At 60.2% G+C, this 19,668-nt stretch carries 15 protein-coding genes and 2 pseudogenes; 9 read left to right on the forward strand and 8 right to left on the reverse strand.

Translation table 11 applies throughout. The annotated features are described in order from the left end of the window. Nucleotides 1-135: 135 nt before the first annotated feature. A pseudogene (locus ACN8M7_RS11030) lies at nucleotides 136-1,095 on the reverse strand (integron integrase). A 421-nt stretch (nucleotides 1,096-1,516) separates the two neighbouring features. Here ACN8M7_RS11030 and ACN8M7_RS11035 point away from each other — a divergent pair. The 3 genes from ACN8M7_RS11035 to ACN8M7_RS11045 all read left to right on the forward strand — a co-directional run bounded on the left by ACN8M7_RS11035 (nucleotide 1,517) and on the right by ACN8M7_RS11045 (nucleotide 3,479). Continuing rightward, nucleotides 1,517-2,005: a hypothetical protein gene (locus ACN8M7_RS11035; RefSeq protein ID WP_490260787.1), complete on the forward strand. Its 489-nt coding sequence runs from the start codon at nucleotides 1,517-1,519 to the stop codon at nucleotides 2,003-2,005. A gap of 574 nt (nucleotides 2,006-2,579) precedes the next feature. Continuing rightward, the gene (locus ACN8M7_RS11040) at nucleotides 2,580-3,047 is read left to right on the forward strand and encodes a hypothetical protein (protein ID WP_061237900.1); all 468 of its coding nucleotides are present in this window, start codon (nucleotides 2,580-2,582) and stop codon (nucleotides 3,045-3,047) included. 87 nt (nucleotides 3,048-3,134) lie between these two features. Further along, on the forward strand, nucleotides 3,135-3,479 hold the full coding sequence (locus ACN8M7_RS11045; protein WP_231740103.1) for a hypothetical protein: 345 nt from the start codon (nucleotides 3,135-3,137) through the stop codon (nucleotides 3,477-3,479). Between the two features lie 289 nt (nucleotides 3,480-3,768). Here the strand turns inward: ACN8M7_RS11045 and ACN8M7_RS11050 are convergent. Further along, nucleotides 3,769-4,776: pseudogene (locus tag ACN8M7_RS11050) on the reverse strand (IS110 family RNA-guided transposase). Between the two features lie 483 nt (nucleotides 4,777-5,259). Between ACN8M7_RS11050 and ACN8M7_RS11055 the strand changes: the two are divergent. The 3 genes from ACN8M7_RS11055 (at nucleotide 5,260) to ACN8M7_RS11065 (ending at nucleotide 7,218) form a co-directional block, all read left to right on the forward strand. Further along, on the forward strand, nucleotides 5,260-5,775 hold the full coding sequence (locus ACN8M7_RS11055; protein WP_490260788.1) for a hypothetical protein: 516 nt from the start codon (nucleotides 5,260-5,262) through the stop codon (nucleotides 5,773-5,775). A 294-nt stretch (nucleotides 5,776-6,069) separates the two neighbouring features. Then, nucleotides 6,070-6,507 carry a DUF695 domain-containing protein gene (locus ACN8M7_RS11060; protein WP_061237895.1) on the forward strand — a complete coding sequence of 146 codons (438 nt, stop codon included), beginning with the start codon at nucleotides 6,070-6,072 and terminating at the stop codon, nucleotides 6,505-6,507. Nucleotides 6,508-6,612: 105 nt separating this feature from the next. After that, the gene (locus ACN8M7_RS11065) at nucleotides 6,613-7,218 is read left to right on the forward strand and encodes a DUF7822 domain-containing protein (protein WP_490260789.1); all 606 of its coding nucleotides are present in this window, start codon (nucleotides 6,613-6,615) and stop codon (nucleotides 7,216-7,218) included. 27 nt (nucleotides 7,219-7,245) lie between these two features. On the opposite strand, the gene ACN8M7_RS11070 is transcribed toward ACN8M7_RS11065, so the two are convergent. Then, nucleotides 7,246-9,057 (reverse strand): bifunctional diguanylate cyclase/phosphodiesterase, encoded by a 1,812-nt coding sequence (locus ACN8M7_RS11070; RefSeq protein ID WP_490260790.1) that lies wholly within the window; start codon nucleotides 9,055-9,057, stop codon nucleotides 7,246-7,248. A gap of 334 nt (nucleotides 9,058-9,391) precedes the next feature. Between ACN8M7_RS11070 and ACN8M7_RS11075 the strand changes: the two genes are divergently transcribed. From ACN8M7_RS11075 to ACN8M7_RS11085, 3 genes are all read left to right on the forward strand, one after another. After that, nucleotides 9,392-10,234 carry an EamA family transporter gene (locus tag ACN8M7_RS11075; protein WP_490260791.1) on the forward strand — a complete coding sequence of 281 codons (843 nt, stop codon included), beginning with the start codon at nucleotides 9,392-9,394 and terminating at the stop codon, nucleotides 10,232-10,234. A gap of 385 nt (nucleotides 10,235-10,619) precedes the next feature. Then, nucleotides 10,620-13,103, forward strand: coding sequence for a glycerol-3-phosphate 1-O-acyltransferase PlsB (gene plsB / locus ACN8M7_RS11080; RefSeq protein WP_490260792.1), 2,484 nt, complete (start codon nucleotides 10,620-10,622; stop codon nucleotides 13,101-13,103). A 126-nt stretch (nucleotides 13,104-13,229) separates the two neighbouring features. Beyond that, nucleotides 13,230-13,943, forward strand: coding sequence for a S1 family peptidase (locus tag ACN8M7_RS11085; protein ID WP_061237887.1), 714 nt, complete (start codon nucleotides 13,230-13,232; stop codon nucleotides 13,941-13,943). Nucleotides 13,944-14,351: 408 nt separating this feature from the next. On the opposite strand, the gene ACN8M7_RS11090 is transcribed toward ACN8M7_RS11085, so the two are convergent. From ACN8M7_RS11090 to ACN8M7_RS11110, 5 genes are all read right to left on the reverse strand, one after another. Next, nucleotides 14,352-15,959, reverse strand: a complete 1,608-nt coding sequence (locus ACN8M7_RS11090; protein ID WP_061237543.1) for a malate:quinone oxidoreductase — start codon at nucleotides 15,957-15,959, stop codon at nucleotides 14,352-14,354. Nucleotides 15,960-16,256: 297 nt separating this feature from the next. Next, nucleotides 16,257-16,940: an LrgB family protein gene (locus tag ACN8M7_RS11095; protein ID WP_490260793.1), complete on the reverse strand. Its 684-nt coding sequence runs from the start codon at nucleotides 16,938-16,940 to the stop codon at nucleotides 16,257-16,259. Continuing rightward, on the reverse strand, nucleotides 16,937-17,290 hold the full coding sequence (locus ACN8M7_RS11100) for a CidA/LrgA family protein (protein WP_061237541.1): 354 nt from the start codon (nucleotides 17,288-17,290) through the stop codon (nucleotides 16,937-16,939). Before ACN8M7_RS11100 ends, ACN8M7_RS11095 begins: the two co-directional genes overlap by 4 nt. Further along, nucleotides 17,287-17,808, reverse strand: coding sequence for a DUF934 domain-containing protein (locus ACN8M7_RS11105; protein ID WP_490260794.1), 522 nt, complete (start codon nucleotides 17,806-17,808; stop codon nucleotides 17,287-17,289). The genes ACN8M7_RS11100 and ACN8M7_RS11105 overlap by 4 nt, the downstream gene beginning before the upstream one ends. After that, nucleotides 17,805-19,472, reverse strand: a complete 1,668-nt coding sequence (locus ACN8M7_RS11110) for a nitrite/sulfite reductase (protein WP_490260795.1) — start codon at nucleotides 19,470-19,472, stop codon at nucleotides 17,805-17,807. Before ACN8M7_RS11110 ends, ACN8M7_RS11105 begins: the two co-directional genes overlap by 4 nt. Between the last annotated feature and the right edge of the window lie 196 nt (nucleotides 19,473-19,668).

The following is a 19,668-nucleotide window of genomic DNA, read 5'->3' on the forward strand; positions in this document are numbered from 1 at the left end:
CCCCGCGAAACCACCGCGAAAACGCAGGCCGCAAGAACACCGGACCAAAAGTGCATGCCCGGACGAGGGCAAGACCATGACAAAAAACAAAAGTTCATTCGCAAGAGTGCTACAAGCTGTAAATGGAATATCGGCTCAGCGATCCAGAGGACTCATTACCGCAAGGCCACCGCGATTGAGCACATGGGTGTAGATTTGTGTGGTTCTGATATCCGCATGACCGAGTAACTCCTGCTCCGTACGAATGTCCTGGCCTGCTTCCAGAAGATGCGTGGCAAAGGAATGACGTAATGAATGTGGCGTCGCATGCTTGATCAGGCCAGCACGCCGCGCCGCCTCACGCACCGACCTCTGGATGGTCTTCTCATGCAGGTGATGGCGGTAAATACCGTGCCCGCGCGGATTCTGGGAGCGATTGCCCGACGGGAAAACGAACTGCCCCCCCACTCCTTCGCCGCATTCGGGTACTTGCGCGCCAATGCGAACGGCAAATTGGCCTCGCCAAAGCCTTCGGCCAGATCGCCCTGATGCACGTGCTGCACCTTGTTCAAATGCTGCCGTAACGGCTCGACGACTCGCATTGGCAGCATGGTTACCCGATCTTTCTGGCCCTTACCATCACGCACGATGATTTCTCGCCGGGTAAAGTCAACATCCTTGACTCTTAGCCGCAGCGCCTCAAGCAATCGCAATCCAGCACCATAGAGCAGATTCGCAACGATCCAGCTATCGCCCTGCAGTTGAGCCAACAGGGCATCGACCTCAATACGGGTAAGCACCACCGGCAGATGCTTGGGCTTCTTCGCCCGTACGACACCCTGCAACCAAGGTAAATCCAGCTTGAGCACTTCCTTGTAATAGCAGAGCGGCCAGAGCCTGGTTCTGTGTCGAGGCGGACACGTCGCGCTCAACCGCAAGATGGGTCAGAAAAGCCTCGATCTCCGCCGCGCCCATCTCCACCGGATGCCGATAGTGGTGAAAGCGGATGTAGCGCTTTACCCATTCGGCATAGACAGCTTCGGTACGGATGGAATAGTTTCTGACTCGAATCTGCTGACGCAGTTGATCCAGCAGTTTGGGCTTGCCGTCATCCATGTCGCGTTTCTCCCTGGATGCTGTCGCGTTTGCCGCGACAACCTTCAAGCTAGACAAGGACTTGCTGGGCGACAAGGAATGTAATGCGACAGGTGCCGTGGGTAAACGCGGCAGCTATGTCGTCTAATTAATAGTTACCCAATGATAGTTAGATCGGCGCAAGGAAACGTAAATGACATGGAATCAAGGTGACCAAAAAGCAAAAAATCTGCTATTAAGCGAAACCAAACAGCGCTGTCGCCTAACTGCTGTTAAGGCAAACAGCGCTGTTTGGTTTCGCTGGAAGTCGCTGTTTTCTGATTTTTGCCCCCTTGAGTTTTACCTGCATTTACATGCCCGCTGCGCGGGAGCGTGCAAATCATCGGATAACAACTCACTAGAGCGAACACTTCGTGTCGCTCACTTCGATCGTTAGAAGCACATGAAATATTTCTCCAGCCTTAGAGAAAAAACAGACTTGGTTCACCACCAATTTTCCGAGCTGATTGGCAAAGCAATTGTAGGCTATGAGTTAGCGCAAATCTGGTGTGAGGAAGCCGCCGCTTGGAGCGAGTGGAATGACCTTCCAGTATTTTTAGCAGTTGGTTCAGGTGAGCTCTCTATCTCATGGCAAAAATTTGATGAGCTCGCTATAGAGGTCGGTCGCATTCTGCCTTTTTCACTTTGCGGGAGCAAAGTGCGCTGGATAGATAGCGGAAATATCCATCTTGACGCTGCTATTGGACGTACCGTTGAGTCAGTTTCTTTAGCACAAGGAGAGATGACAGTAGGCAGCAGCGAAATAGAAATTTGGACGCGCTTGCTAATTCATTTCACAGGCGGTGGTAGCTTGGAAATTTTCAATGCGCTTGACGAAAACGGCTTTGAATTTCACACCAAGACTGTAGAGGCCGGCGTGTCGTGCCTCTAACTAGTGGTTCAAATCGCTCACTTCGTTCGCTGGGACGGGCTAAAGCCCGCCCCTTAACCAAGCGTTAGAGAACATCATGTCAGTCAGCGTCTACGGTTTCATTTCGGGGGTCACGACAGAATCTCAGGATGCTCATAATATTTGGCAGCTTCAAGCTTTGCCAGCGACCGGTGCTTATCTAATTAAAAGCCTTTTCTCCTATGTGCCACAGAGCAGATCGCACTCTTATTACGGAAGTCATATTCATTTCTCTGCGGGATACAAGGAGTTTTACTGCGTAGATAACGAGTGGCTGGAGGAGTTCGAAACACTGCTGTCCAATTTATATTGGAACGAAGCAGAGATAATCGTGACTTGGTCAAGAGAACGCTACACTTGGTGCTCCAACTACTCCAACGAGGTTCCCCCAAGCGAACCTAATGCAATTAGAGAGCGGGCAAGATACGAAAGTGCATGGGAGCTAAAGCAAATTCCATGGGACTCCTAAAACGCTATCTAACTAGTGGTTCAAACCGTTCGCTGCGCTCACTGGGACGGGCTAAAGCCCGCCCCTTAACCAAACGTTAGGCCTTCTATGTTCTGTCGCATTGACTACGAAAAATTGTTGCAGATTGAATGCTGTCGACTCCAACACCTTGGGGCATATCGGGGGCTCTTCTACATTTGTTATCCGCAGTACGCCTTTCAGGTTCCTGATGGTGAAGAGTCAATTCGCATTACTCGCTCTCCGAAGGCGCAAGGCGACAACGGCTTGCGCTTCTGGCTCGCTGCAGAACTTGCTGATGATTGGCGAGGGCGAGAGCCATATCTGCATGATTATTTGTCTGGCGCCTACTTTGAGCCAATCAATGAACTAGCATTCAACGATTTGGTAGCAACATATTGCAGCGGCCTAGTTACTCCTCCGATTCTTCCGCTGGCAAGTGATCAAGTATTCCTAGGCGCTCTGCTCATGTACTCTATGAAGACAGAGTTCTTTGTTTCAGTCATTGCAGAGTATGAGAGCGAATTCATTCACTTCGCTTGGGAAACAACGGCCTAACATGGCGCTCAACCTCGCTCCCTCCGGTCGCTGGACGCTGCGCGATAAAGCTGCGCAGCGCCGGTTAGCTCTACGTTAGGTGCCAACATGGCCCAGTTCACTGTTTACTCAAATGCCACTGTAATCGGCTACTCCGAGCTTGAGAGCGGCGATGCACCCATGGGCGTTGCATTTGGCGCTTTTAAACCCACAGACGAGTACAGCATGATTCGTCATGAGTGCCTCAATAACCATCTTAATCAAGATGCACTAAAGCTCTCTGTACACACTAATGCGGGCCTAGTCATTCCGTGTGCAGGGGTGAGCATTCTGGATTATTCTGCCGAAGCTGGCACAGAACTCATCGAGCTCAACATCCTTGGTATTCCCTACCAAATTTACAATGAGCTATTTCCTGAACACGTTGCGTCATATAACCAACAATTCCACTAAGCCCTGCTGCGAGCACCTAACAACTGTATATGGACTCTCCCCACAAGTAGTGAGCAAAGCTTTTCTTTTGCACTTGTCGTCAGCGCGGTTGCATTCGTATATCCGGCCTGTGTTGGGCTTTGCCGCCCTGGCCATTCTGTAGTTCGCGCAGCGGGGTCAAGCGTTCAATCGATCACGGGGATCATCATTGTTATCGGCCTTGTTCCGCTGCCGGACTCGCCTGTTCCGACAGAGCTGCAGTTCACCACAACCACAAGAAAACCATCTTCCTTACTGATTACCCCCGCCATTAGGCGGGCTTTGTGCTCTGCCAATTGCCATTGAAACGCCGCTCATGGCACCACACCGCCCAGCAGATCCTGACCAATTTGTTCGCCAGCGCCACAGCCGCTTTGTTGTGGCCAATACGGGCTGCCGTCTCGACGGCCCAGCGCTGTAACTGGGTCAATTTCTCTGGCGTTCGTGCCTGGCAACGCTGAGCCGCCAGCAAGGCTGCACATGAGCCGTGGATCAACAGGGTGCGTACATAAACATTGCCCTGACGGCTGATATGACCCAGTTTGCGGCGGTCGCCACTGCTGAACTCCCGCGGCGTCATGCCCAGCCAGGCGCTGAGCTGGCGACCGTTAGCAAAGCGCTCAGGCTTGCCGACAGCGGTGGTCAGGGCACTTGCAGTCAGCAGGCCAATACCGCTGACTTCATCCAGTTTGCGCACGATTTCATCCTCAGCATGCCAGCGCTTGAGTTGCTGTTCGCACTCGGCCATGCATTGTTCGTACAGGTTGATCTCGGCCAGGACGTGGTCAACCAGCTCATTGGCTGCCCGGATGAAGGCGACGGTTGAGGTCGGCGCTTCGATACCTGCCTCACGCAGCATGCCGCGCAGCAGGTTGATCCGCTGGGTACGGCTTTTCTTCCAGGTTTCCCGCAGCCCGTGCAATTGCTGGAGCTGTTGTTGATTACGACTCTTTACCGGCACGGGATGCATGTCGGCGCAGCGCGCCGCTTCCAGCATCGCATCGCAGTCATTGCGGTCGGTCTTGTTGCTACGGCGGTAAGGCCGTACATAGCGAGGATGCAACAGCTTCACTTGATGACCGAGCGATTGCGCCAGCTACCCCCAATAGTGCGCTGTGCCACAGGCTTCCATCACCCACTCGACCGGCTCGGCCTGCTCCTGTATATATCGACGGAACGCCTCTCGGTTCAGCCGCTTGCGCTGCACCACCTGGCCGGAACGGACACTCTCGGCAACTTGGTAAACGGACTTGGCCAGATCAACAGCGATTCGTTTCATCACGAATCTCCCGCTCAAAAATCCTCGACACCTTGGTATAGAGCTGTGGGGTGGGGAGAGTCCATTACAGCATTCAAGTCGCTCGATTCGCTCACTCGGGACCGGCTAAAGCCGCTCCTTAACCAAACGTTAGGCATTAAAGCGAAATCAAAATGGATCCACAAAAAGCCGTAAGTGAATATATATCAGCAATAGGAGCCGGAATAAGATTTATTTTAACACTTGTCATTTCGGCAATTATCGCTGGCAAAATAACCAAGTTCTTTGGGACTGATAATTTCTTTGCCTATGCATTGGCGTTACTTTGCGTAGCAGTCTTAATATATTCCGCAATAGACTTTTATTTAGGCAAACGGAAGTCAAAAAAAACAAGGTCAGTGCAGCGAGGCGGCTATGATTAACACCTGTAAATAGTTCAAACCGTTCGCTGCGCTCACTAGGACGGGCTAAAACCCGCACATTAACCAAACGCCAGGCCAAAACATGGATATACGCATTACCCTGAGCTTCCTACTAATCCTGAACGCAAGTATGGCAATGGCAGAGAAACCAGTCGATACAAACCAAGCGCTGATTGAATTGTCGCAATTATTTTACGAAGACCAAGAAACATTAGGTCAAGACACATTAAACCAAAGCAAGCTTGATTTCTCTTTAGAAAGCCTTAAGGAAGTCAACGTGTATTTGGAAAACGTTCGCTCAGATAAAGAAATTGAATCATCTTGGAACCGCGTTGTACTCAGAGCAGGCGCTTACGTTGGTGAGGTAATTCGCAAAAACGACGCAAAGGCAAATTGGCAGTGGCTTGACTATGAAAGTGCAAAGGCATTAGAGCCAGAGTTCTTCGAGTCGCTAGGAATGTCTCTATCCAGCGCGGCAGTTCTTTACAGCAAAGAGAAAGGCTTTACATTTCCTCTTGCAAAGGTTGAAAAGTTCTTAATAAACGGCCCCGAGGACGATGTACACTTCTTTGCAGCCGTTGCTATACGTGAGAAGTAAAGGCGTAACAACAAACCCTTCGCTCCGCTCACTGCGGGCAGGCTAAAGTCCACCCGTCGTTTAATCGTTAGAGGTAATACTCATGCCGCTTGCGAGCATCTGGCGACCGCCTGTGACACCTTCGCCAAACAGCCGGGCGAAAATGATTCACAAACACCGGGTTGCCAGGTAAAGCTGAATGTCCCACTCACCCTCTCGAGCAGACCACCTCGGGAGATACGCACCACGTCACATCAATGGCATGATCAAACACCCGTATCACAGTCGCCCTCTTTTTTAGCTGGAGTCTCTTCCATGGCATCTACAGAACGCATCTGGTCAGTCGCCAAAGCAACGATCGAAGGCAAGCCGATCATCTATAAGTTCATCGCCGACGCGCCCCCCGTGGACATCCAGCACAAGATGCCCTGGCTTACCGTGATTTCCTGGAAATACGAAGCGGCACAGAACAACGGGTTGCCGCCGGCCCGGATCAACAAGGAAATGATCAGGCTCGAGGACGGACTGGAGACGATAGGTGGCAATGGTTCGGTCTATCTGGACGCCTATACGGCAACCGGCAACGGCCTGAAGGAGTTTGTCTACTACATTGCGGACCGCGAAGCGTTCATGGCCAATTTGAACCAGGCGCTAAGCGATCACCCGGCCTACCCCATCGAAATCAACTTCTATGAAGACCCGCAGTGGAGCGACCTTGCCAAGCTGCATCAGAGCATGAGCACCGTCCACTGAATGCCCCGGCCCCGGCCACGTTGTTTGACCAAGGTAATGGCTCACCGCAGTCACCGGCGTGGCCTCAAGTCCGACCCTTAGCGCTCGAGCAGCGGAGCGATATCCATGGCTAACCGTAGCTATCTCTACTCAACCAATGTCATTCCCGGGCTAGGCGCCAAGGCCAATGGCCGGAAGCTGGTGGGTATTTCGGAGTGGAACTACGACATACCGCTGGTTTTCAAGATTCTGCTCTCTGGCAACCCCCGAACGTGCCCCTCTTCGATTTGGGACAATTCGGAGGACATCGCCTTGATAGGCGATTACGCCGACGGTGTAAAAAACCTGGAAGGCTTCTTCTCGCAAATAGACCTTCCCGCCGCGCAGGCTTTGATTGGCGAAGCCATCGAGTTCTTGAACAAGCCAGAGAACCAGAACCAGTACTTCGTTCTGGAGTGTGGTGAGATTTTCGATATGGGTGATACGCCGCTTCTTGAGCAGAACCGGGCGCTGCTGGGAGAGGTGAAGGATCTGCAACCTGAAATGGAGCAGGCATTGCAGTCCTTGCTACCGCCGCCTGCAGTGGCACCTGAACCCGCAGGCCTGTTTGCCAGGCTGTTCGGCCGCAGGCCTGAGCCTCCACCTCCGGCACAGGATGTGATGCCCGTCATCCACGGACTGGGGCTGGGAAACTGGTCGAACATTCTCTACTTCGACTTCAGCGAGGCCTGAAGAACGCGCTTTCTGCCGTCACCAGCCCTATCCGGCAAAGCAGTGAAAGCGGTTCTTGCCCGCGTGCTTGGCCGCGTACATGGCCTGGTCCGCATATTTCAGCAGCTGCTGACCGTTTTCACCGTGCAGAGGAAACAGCGCGGCGCCTACGCTTGCCGATATCCGCACCTCGCTGCCGTCCAGGTCAAAGGGGTTGCCCAGCACCTGCAGGACCTTGAGCGCCACGCTCTCGCAATCCTCGCGGCTGTACAGATTGGCAAGGACGATGCCGAACTCGTCGCCGCCGAAACGAGCGACCGTGTCAGTGCTGCGCACACAGCCTTCGAGACGCCTGGCGGCCATCTGCAGCAGGCTATCTCCCACCGCGTGACCGTGGCGGTCGTTGATCGCCTTGAAGCCATCGAGATCGATGTAGAGCACGGCCCCCAACTGCTGCTGGTCGCGCACCGACTCCAGCGCCTGGTCGAGCCGTTGCTGGAACCTGACGCGGTTGGCCAGCCCGGTCAGGGCGTCGTGCTCGGCGTCATAGCATAGGCGCGCTTCCAGGTGCTTGCGCTCGGTAATGTCCTGGGCGACCAACACCACGAACTCCGGGTGGCCAAGGCGATTGCGCACGACACTGAGGGCCTCGCATACCCAAAGCAGCGAGCCGTCCTCGCGGCGGTAGGTCTTCTCGATTTCCGGAGGGAGTGCCTGCACCTCGCTAGCCAACTGCTCGCTCAGCACCTCGCGGGCGGCGCTGGCCACTTCGGCATCGCTCAGGTCGAAAATGTTGCCGCCCTGCAGTTCGTCGGCCGGGCGACCCAGCATCCGTGCGAACTTCTCGTTGGCCCGCAGTATCCGGCCCTCGGGGCTGATGTGGACGATGCCCATGGCCGCCTGGTGGAAGGTGGCGCGAAACAGCGCTTCGCTGCCTTGCAAGGCCTCGGTGGCCGAACGCTGGCGAACCAGCATCAGCGCCAGCAGCCCCACCAGCAGCATGACCACCAGGGTGACCCCGACGGCGGCCATCAGATAGCTGCTGCGCCGCTGCAAGGTGGTTGCCATTTGCTCGTCATAGGCCGTCGCGACGGTCACCATCAGCGGATAGTCAGCCATGGTGCGGTAGCTGACGATGCGGGCAACGCCGTCCAGGGCCTCACCACTGTCGTAGAAATCATCGGTGTCTTGCAGTTTCTGGCGCTGAAACCAGGCCAGCGCCTCGGCTTCCAGGCCAAACTCGCTGCGGCTACCGACCTTGCGCGCACGCACCACAGCATCGAGGCCGGTGAGTTCCAACAACCCTTGCGGGCCCAGATCGAGCTGCTGAAAGATATGCGTGACGTCCTGGGGGCTGACAGCCATCACCACGACGCCGGCGAAGCTGCCGTCATCGCGCTCGATACGCAGCGACATGGGGATCAGCCAGCGTGCGGACACCCTTCCGAGCACCGGACGATTGATGAACAGGCGGTCGATGCCTGCATCGCGCTGAGCCTTGAAGAACTCGCGATCAGCGTAGTTCACCGAGCCGGTGGCCTGGCTGCTGCTGACAATATCGCCCTGCTCGTCCACCACGCTGACGATGGTGAACATCTCCTCACGGATCACCCCCTCCTCGACCCAACGGCGCAGATCGATGGCCTTGCCCTGCCGGCGGTACTGCTCGCGCACGAAAGCCGCCACCTGCTCGGCCGCCTTCAGTGCGCGAAACACCTGCTGCTCGAAGGCGATGACCAGGCTAGAGTTGGCTTGCATTTCTGCGGCAAGCGCCTGCTCGCGCTCGAAGGCGATGCGCTGCAGGGTGATCAGCCAGACGATGGCGATGAATACGCTCGCCAGAACGATCAGCAGGTTCAAGGGTGTCGCGATTCTTGGGCGTCGAGCGACGGCATCATGCACGTCAGGGGTCATCGCCTTGTTCTCCAGGCCATTGGCGGGCTGTCTTCCAGTGGTTCAGGGCCAACAGCCCTTTCGTTCAGCGTCGCGGGGCGTGATCCATTGCCTTGCATTGAATCTTAGGCAGTGTTGCGACACTGTGCTGACTTCAGGCAGTAAAGGGTTTTGCCCGAAAATCGCGCTTGCGGCAGACTGACGACCGCCACTGCCCCCCAGCCACATCAACTCGAACCGAGCGGCATGCGCACGGCTGCTGCTTGGTATGTTCGACAATCACCTGCCTTCGAGGCCTGCCTTGGAAACCACGGTTTTTCTCGCCGTCATCGCTGCCGCCGCCCTGCATGCCGGCTGGAACGCCCTGCTCAAGATCGGACTGGACCGCTTCCTCACCGCCACCCTGATCCAGATCGGCGCCGGTCTGGTGGCGCTCTGTGCACTGCCGCTGGTTGCCGTACCGCAAGCAGCGGCCTGGCCGTGGATCGCGCTGTCGGCGCTGCTGCACATCGGCTACAACTTCTTCCTCGCCCGCGCTTACCAGTATGGCGACCTCGGTCAGGTCTACCCGATTGCGCGCGGCAGCTCGCCGCTGATGGTGGCCCTGCTCTCGCTGTTGCTGTTGCACGACGGGCTCGGCGCCCTGCAGCTGCTGGGCCTGCTGGTGCTGGTGCTGGGCATCTGGCTGATGGCCCTGCGCGGCGGCCAGCACAAGGCGCCGCAGGGGGCGATGCTGTTCTGTGCGTTGATGACGGCCCTGTTCATCGCCGGCTACACCCTCAGCGACGCCGTGGGCGCGCGCAGCAACGGCGATGCGCTGAGCTATTCGCTGTGGCTGTTCACGGTCAACGGTGTAGTGATGGCAGCGGTGTTGGCCATCAGCCGTGGGCCGCGCGCCTTTCTGCAACTGGGCCCGCACTGGCGGGGCGGAGTGGCCGGCGGGGCGATGTCGATGGCTGCCTACACCATCGTCATCTGGGCCATGACCCAGGCGCCCGTGGCATTGGTTTCAGCCCTGCGCGAGACCAGCGTGGTGTTCGCCGTGCTGCTGGGAGTGGTGCTGCTCAAGGAGAGGTTGCGACCGATTCGCCTGCTGGCCTGCATGGTCATCGCAACCGGTGTGGTGGTGATGAAGCTGGCGTGAGGGCGCCACCTTGCCCCCGGATTTCATCCGGGCTACGGATAGGCAGGACAGCAGCAGGAGCTAGCTTTGCTCGCGAATCGCCACGTGCAAAAGCGTCGCAAGCAGAGCTCGCCTCTACCCGGTACCCAGGCGCAACCAGCAGGTCAGGAGACCATCCGCACCCGCGCGGCGGCCTGACTTGGCATTCTGATCGGGAACCCAGGCTCGTTTTACAGTTCTGTTGATCAACGGGCACTGAGTCACCGACCGTTTTTTCGTCACACGCCGCAGCCATGCTGGTCGGGCTGACCGCCTGGACGCGAGAGTTTTTTGCCCGCCAGACGCGGCTTGCGGCACACTAGCGCCCTTCCCGAGCACCTGCTCGTCTACCTGCTCAAGAGTCCGTATGACCCGTTCCCCCTTGCGCCGCATGGCCTTCAGCGCGCTGCGCCGCCTGCTGTACCTCTGGGTACGCTCGGAAACCATCAACCAGTCCGCCTTCACCCTCAGGCTCGACCGCAGCAAGCCGGTGTTCTACGTGCTGCAGCAGCCCTCGGTGAGCGACCTGGCCGTGGTCGACCGCGAGTGCACCAAGGCCGGCCTGCCGCGCCCGGTGCTGCCGGTGGCGGTCGGGGAGCATATCGAGCCCGCCGCCTTCTTCTACCTGATGCCGGAGCCGGACTGGTTCGGCCGCCAGGACAAGCGCGGCATCTCGCCGACGCTCGACCGTGTGGTCGGCGCCCTAAGCCAGCATGCCGTGGACGACGCGCAGATCGTGCCGGTGAGCGTGTTCTGGGGGCAGTCGCCGGACCGCGAGACCAGCCCCTGGAAGCTGCTGTTCGCCGACAGCTGGGCCGTCACCGGGCGTCTGCGCCGGCTGATCAGCATCCTGATTCTCGGGCGCAAGACCCGCGTGCAGTTCTCCACGCCGATCCACCTGCGCGAGCTGGTCGAGCAGGACAAGGGCCAGGAGCGCACCCTGCGCATGGTGCACCGCATCCTGCGTGTGCACTTCCGCAACCAGAAGGCGGCGGTGATCGGCCCGGACGTGTCGCACCGGCGCAACCTGGTCAAAGGCCTGGTGCATGACCCGATGGTGCGCCAGGCGATTGCCGATGAAGCCGAGCGCGAGAAGATCAGCCTGCAAAAGGCCGAAGCCCAGGCGCTGCGCTACGGCAATGAGATCGCCTCGGACTACACCTACACGGTGATCCGCTTCCTTGAACTGGTATTGAGCTGGTTCTGGAACAAGATCTACGACGGCATCAAGGTGCACAACATCGAGGGCGTGCGCGACATAGCCCAGGGCCACGAGGTGATCTACGTGCCCTGCCACCGTAGCCACATCGACTACCTGCTGCTGTCCTATCTGCTGTTTCGCAACGGCCTGACGCCACCGCACATCGCCGCCGGCATCAACCTCAATATGCCGGTGATCGGCGGCCTGCTACGCCGTGGCGGTGCCTTCTTCATGCGCCGCACCTTCAAGGGCAACCCGCTGTACACCGCGGTGTTCAACGAATACCTGCACACCCTGTTCCGCAAGGGCTTCCCGGTCGAGTACTTCGTCGAGGGCGGCCGCTCGCGCACCGGGCGCATGCTGCGGCCGAAGACCGGCATGCTGGCCATCACCCTGCGCAGCTTCCTGCGCTCGCACCGCCTGCCCATCGTCTTCGTGCCCGTATACGTCGGCTACGAGCGCGTACTGGAAGGCCGCACCTATTTGGGCGAGTTGCGCGGCGCGAGCAAGAAGAAGGAGTCGATCTTCGACCTGTTCAAGGTGCTCGGCGCGCTCAAGCAGCGCTTCGGCCAGGTCTCGGTGAATTTCGGCGAGCCGATCAAGCTCGGCGAATTCCTCGACCAGCAGCAACCGGGCTGGCGCCAGCAGGATCTGGGCCCGCAGTACCGCCCGGCCTGGCTCAACGAAACCACCAACCGCCTCGGCGAGCGTGTGGCACGCCACCTCAACGAAGCGGCGTCGATCAACCCGGTCAACCTGGTGGCCCTGGCGCTGCTGTCCACCAGCAAGCTGGCCCTGGACGACCGCGCCCTGGCCCGTGTGCTCGATCTGTACCTGGCGCTGCTGCGCGCGGTGCCCTACTCGCCGCACACCACCCTGCCCGATGGCGACGGCGCGGCGCTGATCGAACACGTCAAGGGCATGGATCTGCTGGCCGAGCAGAAGGACGCGCTGGGCAAGATTCTCTATCTGGACGAGCAGAACGCCGTCCTGATGACCTACTACCGCAACAACGTACTGCACATCTTCGCCCTGCCGGCACTGCTGGCCAGCTTCTTCCAGAGCAGCGCGCGGATCAGCCGCGAACAGATCCTGCGCTTTACCAGCGCGCTGTATCCCTATCTGCAATCGGAGCTGTTCATCCGCTGGGAGTCGAGCGAGCTGGAAGGCGTGATCGACCAGTGGCTGGCGGCGTTCGTCGAGCAGGGCCTGCTCAAGGTCGAAGGCGACGTGTACGTGCGCCCGGCGCCGAGCTCGCGCCAGTTCGTGCTGCTGACCCTGCTGTCGCGTTCGGTGGCGCAGACCCTGCAGCGCTTCTACATGGCCATCGCCCTGTTGCTCAACGCCGGGCAGAACGCGATCAGCGCCGAGGAGCTGGAAGACCTGTGCACGGTCATGGCCCAGCGCCTGTCGATCCTGCATGGCCTCAATGCCCCGGAGTTCTTCGACAAGAGCCTGTTCCGCCACTTCATCCAGAGCCTGCTGGATCAGGGCGTGCTGCGCCAGGACGAAGCCGGCAAACTCAGCCACCACCCATTACTCAGCGAACTGGCCGAAGGCGCCGCCAAGCGCGTGTTGCCCGCCGAGATTCGCCTGTCGATCCGCCAGGTGGCGCTCGATCGCAACGAGGACGAGCCGACCAGCGCCTGACCGTAGGGTGGATGTCGCTTTTTACATCCACCGTGCGGGTTCAATGTGCCAGGCGCGAATGAAAACGAACCCGTCACGCGTCTAGTAGTCAGTCGATAACCCCCACACCGGCAGGAGGCCCAGGCCATGATAGATTCCCTGATGTTGAGCGCTGCACGCATCACCACCCTGGCCGCTGGGCAGATACTGACCAATGCCAGTGGTTTCTTCTTCCGCCGCGATCAGCGGCTGTTTCTCGTCACCAGCCGCCATGTCGTACTCGACGAACCCAGCGGCCATCAACCGGACAGCCTGCAGATCGAGCTGCACACCGACGCCTACAACCTGGCCAGCACCGTCAGCTTCTCCATCCCGCTGTACGACGGCGAGCAGCAACTGTGGCGACAAGGCATGGATGGCGCCGGCGAGATCGATGTGGCAGTGATCGAACTGGATCAACCGGCCTTGCCCCGCAACGGCGCCTATCACGCCTTCACCCCGCAACACCTGCTGCAGCCTGACGAAGATGTAGAAATCGGCTCGACGCTGCTGGTAGTGGGTTTCCCGCTGGGTTTTCAGGACACCCTGCACCGCATGCCGGTGGCGCGTCATGCCGGGCTGGCGTCGTCTTTCGGCCTGCGTTTCCAGGGGCTGGGCTACTTCCTCACCGACGGCCGCACTCATCGCGGCATCAGCGGCGCGCCCGTGGTCAAGCGCGCGAACGTCGATGGCGAACTGCCCTGGCATCTGCTGGGCATCCATTCCACGCGCCTGCTCGGTGATCGCGACGAGGATCAGGACGAAGCGCTGGGCCTGAACTGCACCTGGTATGCAGACATTCTGATGACGCTGACCGAATGACTCCCTGCCCGTAGGAGCAGCCTCAGTGAGTAGCCCGGATGTAATCCGGGAAAGTGCGCCCTACCCAGTCGCGGCTAAAGCCCCCTCCCACAAGTACGCGTGGAACTGTGGGAGGGGCTTTAGCCGCGACAGCTTTGGCATGTGTGCAACCATCGCCCCGGATTGCATCCGGGCTACGGCACTTGGATGCATCCGTGGCGGACAAAAAACATCGCGGCTGAAGCCGCTCCTACAACGGCTGCGCGCATCTCGTAGGAGCGGCTTCAGCCGCGATCAGTCTGGCCATCGATGCGAACAGTCCCCGGATTTCATCCGGGGACTGTTCGCCACGAAATACGAACGGCCGCCCAATAAAAAACCCGCCCTGCGCATCACGCAGGGCGGGTTTCTTTTACAGCGCGAAACGCCTTACAGCGTCACGGCAGCCGGCTCGGGCTCGGCGGCCATTTCCACGTCCGGCGCTACCTCGATGTGCTGCAGCTCGAGGCGCTCGCTGCTCCATTGGCGAATGCGGTTGGTCAGCGCCAGGTCGTCGTTGAGCTTCTGCCCGTAGGACGGGATGATGTCCTTCAGGCGCGCTTGCCACTCGGGGGTGGCGACCTTGTCGGCGAACACCTTCTCGATCAGGTGCAGCATGATCGGCGCGGCAGTGGAAGCACCCGGCGAGGCGCCCAACAGCGCGCTGAGGCTACCGTCGGCAGAGGTCACCACCTCGGTACCGAACTGCAGCACACCGCCCTTCTCGGCATCCTTCTTGATGATCTGCACGCGCTGACCGGCGGTAATTAGCGACCAGTCGGCGTCCTGCGCGTCCGGGAAGTATTCGCGCAGCGAGGCCATGCGGTCTTCCTGGCTCAGCATCAGCTGGCCCATCAGGTAAGTGCTCAGCGACCAGTTGTCCAAGCCGGCGTTGACCATCGGCATGAAGTTGTCGGTGGTCATGCTGCTGAACATGTCGAGCAGCGAGCCGTTCTTGAGGAACTTGGTGGAGAAGGTGGCGAACGGGCCGAACAGCAGCACGTTCTCACCGTCGATCACGCGGGTGTCCAAATGCGGTACGGACATGGGCGGCGAACCGACCGAGGCCTTGCCATAGACCTTGGCCAGGTGCTGGGCAACGATATCCGGGTTGCTGGTCATCAGGAACTGGCCACCGACCGGGAAGCCGGCATAGCCCTCGGCTTCTTCGATGCCGGACTTCTGCAGCAGCTTGAGCGCGCCACCACCGGCGCCGATGAAGACGAAGCGCGCGTTGATGCTCTGCTCGGCGCCGTCCTTGGCCAGGTCGGCCACGGTCACCCGCCAGGTGCCGTCAGCGTTGCGCTGCAGGTCGCGGACTTCGTGCTCCAGATGCAGGCTGGCCTGCTCCTTGCCGATCAGCGAGTCGACCAGCTGACGGGTGATCTCGCCGAAGTTGACGTCGGTACCGATGGCCATGCGCGTCGCCGCGACCTTCTGCTGCGGGTCACGACCTTGCATGACCAGTGGCACCCACTGGGCGATCTGCGCGTGATCCTCGGTGAACTCCATACCGCGGAACAGGTTGCTGTGCTGCATCGCAGCGTGGCGCTTGCGCAGGTATTCGACGTTGTCGTCGCCCCAGACGAAGCTCATGTGCGGGGTGATGTTGATGAAGCTCTTGGGCTTGCTCAGCACTTGGCGCTCGACCTGGGTGGCCCAGAACTGCTTGGAGATCTCGAACGACTCGTTGATCGCGATGGCCTTGCTGATATCGATGCCACCGTCGGCGGTTTCCGGCGTGTAGTTCAGCTCGCAGAAGGCCGAGTGGCCGGTGCCGGCATTGTTCCAGCCGTTGGAGCTCTCGCCGGCAACGCGGTCGAGGCGCTCGTAGATTTCGATGCTCCAGTCCGGCTGCAGCTCGTGGAGGTAGGTGCCGAGGGTGGCGCTCATCACGCCAGCGCCGATCAGCAGCACGTCGACGGTTTTCTCGGGCTCGCGGGTCTTGGAGCAACCGATCACGCTGAGACAAAGCAGCGTCAGCAGGATTCTTTTCATGGGACAGTCCAGTTCGTCGCACGACGACAACGGCCGTGCAGGCAAGGTTTCGGGTAGCGGCCGTTTGGGCCGCACATGGGCGATAGCCGCAGATCTGCAGCGTGGCGACAGGAAGGGGGTTCCAGGCCTCTTGGCGGGCGTATTCCAATCGCGTTGCCGGCAGGAGCAATATGCGTGCCGCTGAAAGGATTCAGTAGTGTTTACTGGCGCCCAACGGCGTCGAACTGCTCAGGTGGTGGCGAGATGTCGCCACCACCCGGCAGCTGAGGACTTTCAGGTGGCGGGATTCCGCCCGATTCAGGCCAGCAGCAGTGGCAACAACAGGGCCGTGCCGATCCCCAGCAGGCTCATCGCCAGGGCGGCGAAGGCGCCGCACTCCTCACCTTCCTGCAAAGCATGTGCGGTGCCGATGGCATGGGCGTTGATGCCGTAGCTCAAGCCACGGGCAGCCGGGTGATCGACGCCCGCCCAGCGCAGCAGCAGCGGCCCCATGGCCGTGCCAATCACCCCGGTGAGCATGACCATCACTGCCGCCAGCGAGGCCACACCGCCAATCTGCTCGGCCACCGGCATGGCAATCGGCATGGTCACGAATTTCGGCGCCAGGCTCATCACCACGCTCCAGTCGGCGCCCATCAGCCAGCCGATGCTCAGGGTCAGCGTCACCGACAGCACACCGCCAGCGCTGAGGGTGATCATCACCGGCCAGAACAGTTGGCGGATGCGCTTGATGTTGTGCTGCAACGGCACCGCCAGGGCCACGGTGGCAGGCCCGAGCAGCCAGGCGACCGGCTCGGCGCCAGCGCGGTAGCTGGCGTAATCGACCCCGCACAGCAGCAAGGTAGCGACGATCAGCGTCACCGAGACCAGCACGGGCTGCAGCACCAGCCAGCCACTACGGCGGTAGAGCCAGGAGGCGATCAGAAAGGCGGCCAGCGTCAGGGCGATGGCGAACAGCGGGTGGTGCGTCAGCAGCGTCATTGCTTGCGCTCCTGACGGCGGATCAGCGTTTGCAGCAGCCAGCCGCAGAACGGCACGGTCACCAGCAACGACAGCACCAGCGCCGTGACGATCACCGGCAGTTCGCCAAGCAACAGGTCGCTGCTGGTCATGATCCCCGACGCAGGCACCGCGAGCAGCAACGGCAAATACGGCAGCAAGCCACCGGCAGCCTGTTGCAGCGGCTCAGGCACGGCGCCACGCCACATCAGCCAGACCGAAAGCAGCAGCAGGCCAATGATCGAAGCCGGCAGCATCGGCAACAGCCAATGGTTGAGGGCCACGCCGAACAACTGCAGCAATACCAGCCAGAACAGGCCACGCACCATCATGATCTCGATTCCTCCTTGTGGCGCCCTCGACGAAACAACGGACGCGGCTCGATAACCGAGCGACCATACAACACACTGAGCCCTTGCAGGCCCTTGATCGCATCCTCCAGCGATTTGTCGGCACGCACGGCGAAGGCATCGAAGCCGCACTGACGCATGTGCGCCAGCTGGTCGCGCAGCACATCGCCGACGGCGCGCAACTCGCCGCGCCAACCCAGGCGGGTGCGCAGCAGGTAGGCCTGGCTGTAGCCACGGCCATCGCGAAAGCTGGGGAAATAGATGGCGATCAGCGGCAGAACGGCGAGCAACGGCTGCAGCGCTTCGGGTTCGTCATCGACCTGCAGCAGCAGGCCGTCGGCGCTCACCGCCCTGCCCTGCAGCACCTCGGCGGGCTGCCGTTCTTGCCAGGCGGCCAGCGGCAGGATCAGCGGCGCATCGCCGTCAGCAGGGTGCAGCTGCCAGGGGTCGTCGTCGACGATGCAGGCCTGGCCTTCGATCAGGCGAATCAGGTTGTTCATGCCACCTCCTCGCGGCTGTAGACGCGCTCTTTGAACGGCTCCAGGCCAATACGCTGGAAGGTGTCGAGAAAACCTTCGCCCAGCTCGCGATAGCCGACATAGGTGTGCACGATGCGCTCGATCACCTCGGGCACCTGCTCGGCGGCGAAGGACGGGCCGATCACCTTGCCCAGCGCCGCCTGCTGGCCCTGGCTGCCGCCGAGGGTGAGCTGGTACCACTCGCTACCGTTCTTGTCGACGCCGAGAATGCCGATGTTGCCGATATGGTGATGACCGCAGGCGTTCATGCAGCCGGAGATGTTCAGGCTCAGCTCGCCCAGGTCGTGCAGGTAGTCGAGGTCGTCGAAACGCTGCTGGATGGCCTGGGCGATGGGGATCGACTTGGCGTTGGCCAGGGCGCAGAAGTCGCCCCCCGGGCAGGCGATGATATCGGTGAGCAGGCCGGCATTGGCCGTACCCAGCCCGGCCGCCTGGGCCTCCCGCCACAGCGCATGGAGATCGCTCTTGCGCACATCGGGTAGCACCAGGTTCTGTTCGTGGGCGACGCGAATCTCGCCGAACCCATAGCGCTCGCTCCAGTCGGCCAGCGCCTCCATCTGCTCGGCGGTGACGTCGCCGGGCGCTGCGCTGATGCCGGGTTTGGTCGACAGCACCACGCTGACGTAGCCCGGCACCTGATGCGCCATGACGTTGCGCGCGACCCAGCGGGCGAAGCCATCGTCACGTGAAAGCTGGCTGCCGAATTCCAGATCGGTCTGCGCCAGCTCGGCGTAGGCCGGCCGCCTGAAGGACGCGGCGACGCGCTGGTATTCGTCCTCGGTCAGTTGCGCCGGGCCGTCCTTGATCGGCTGCCACTCGCGTTCCACCTCGGCGGCAAAGGCCTCGATACCCAACGCCTTGACCAGGATCTTGATGCGCGCCTTGTACTTGTTGTCGCGCCGGCCATGGCGGTTGTACACGCGCAGGATGGCCTCGACGTAGGACAGGCAGTCCTGCCAGTGCAATCCCTCGCGCAGGGTCTGGGCGATGATCGGCGTGCGCCCCAGGCCGCCGCCGACCAGTACGCGCAGGCGCAGCTCGCCAGACTCGTCGCGGTACAGTTGCAGGCCAATATCGTGTACCTGCACCGCCGCGCGGTCCTGCTCGGCAGCGCACAGGGCGATCTTGAACTTGCGCGGCAGGAAGAGGAATTCCGGGTTGACCGTCGACCACTGGCGCAGGATCTCGGCCAGCGGCCGTGGGTCGAGGTATTCGTCGGCGGCGACGCCGGCAAAGGCTTCGGTGGTGATGTTGCGCACGCAGTTGCCCGAGGTCTGGATGGCATGCATGTCGTGCTCGGCCAGCCAGTCGAGGATGTCCGGCACGCGCTCCAGTTCGACCCAGTTGAACTGGATGTTCTGCCGCGTGGTGAAGTGCCCGTAACCGCGGTCGTACTCGCGGGCAATATGCGCCAGCGCACGCATCTGCCCGGCCGACAGCGTGCCGTAGGGGATGGCCACACGCAGCATGTAGGCATGTTTTTGCAGGTACAGGCCGTTCTGCAGGCGCAGCGGCAGAAACTCTTCTTCGCTCAGTTCATCGGCCAGGCGCCGCTGTACCTGGTCGCGGAACTGGGCGACGCGCTCGCGCACCAGCGCGCGGTCATATTCGTCGTATTGGTACATGCCGGCAGGCCTCCTGATCACGGGGCGTCGACTATGCCTGCCAGGCGTGCACCGAAAACAGCGCCAGAAAAGCTCTAAAAAACCGGATCAGAGCAATCAGGCAGTGCTCGCCATCCGGCGCTGATTGGCGCGGCGCGATGTCGCAGGGCGATCACTGTGCTGCTCGGATGGATAACTCTCGACGCCAGGCACTGCG

The organism is Pseudomonas spartinae, assembly GCF_965197125.1.
GTDB classification, from domain to species: Bacteria; Pseudomonadota; Gammaproteobacteria; order Pseudomonadales; family Pseudomonadaceae; genus Aquipseudomonas; species Aquipseudomonas composti_A.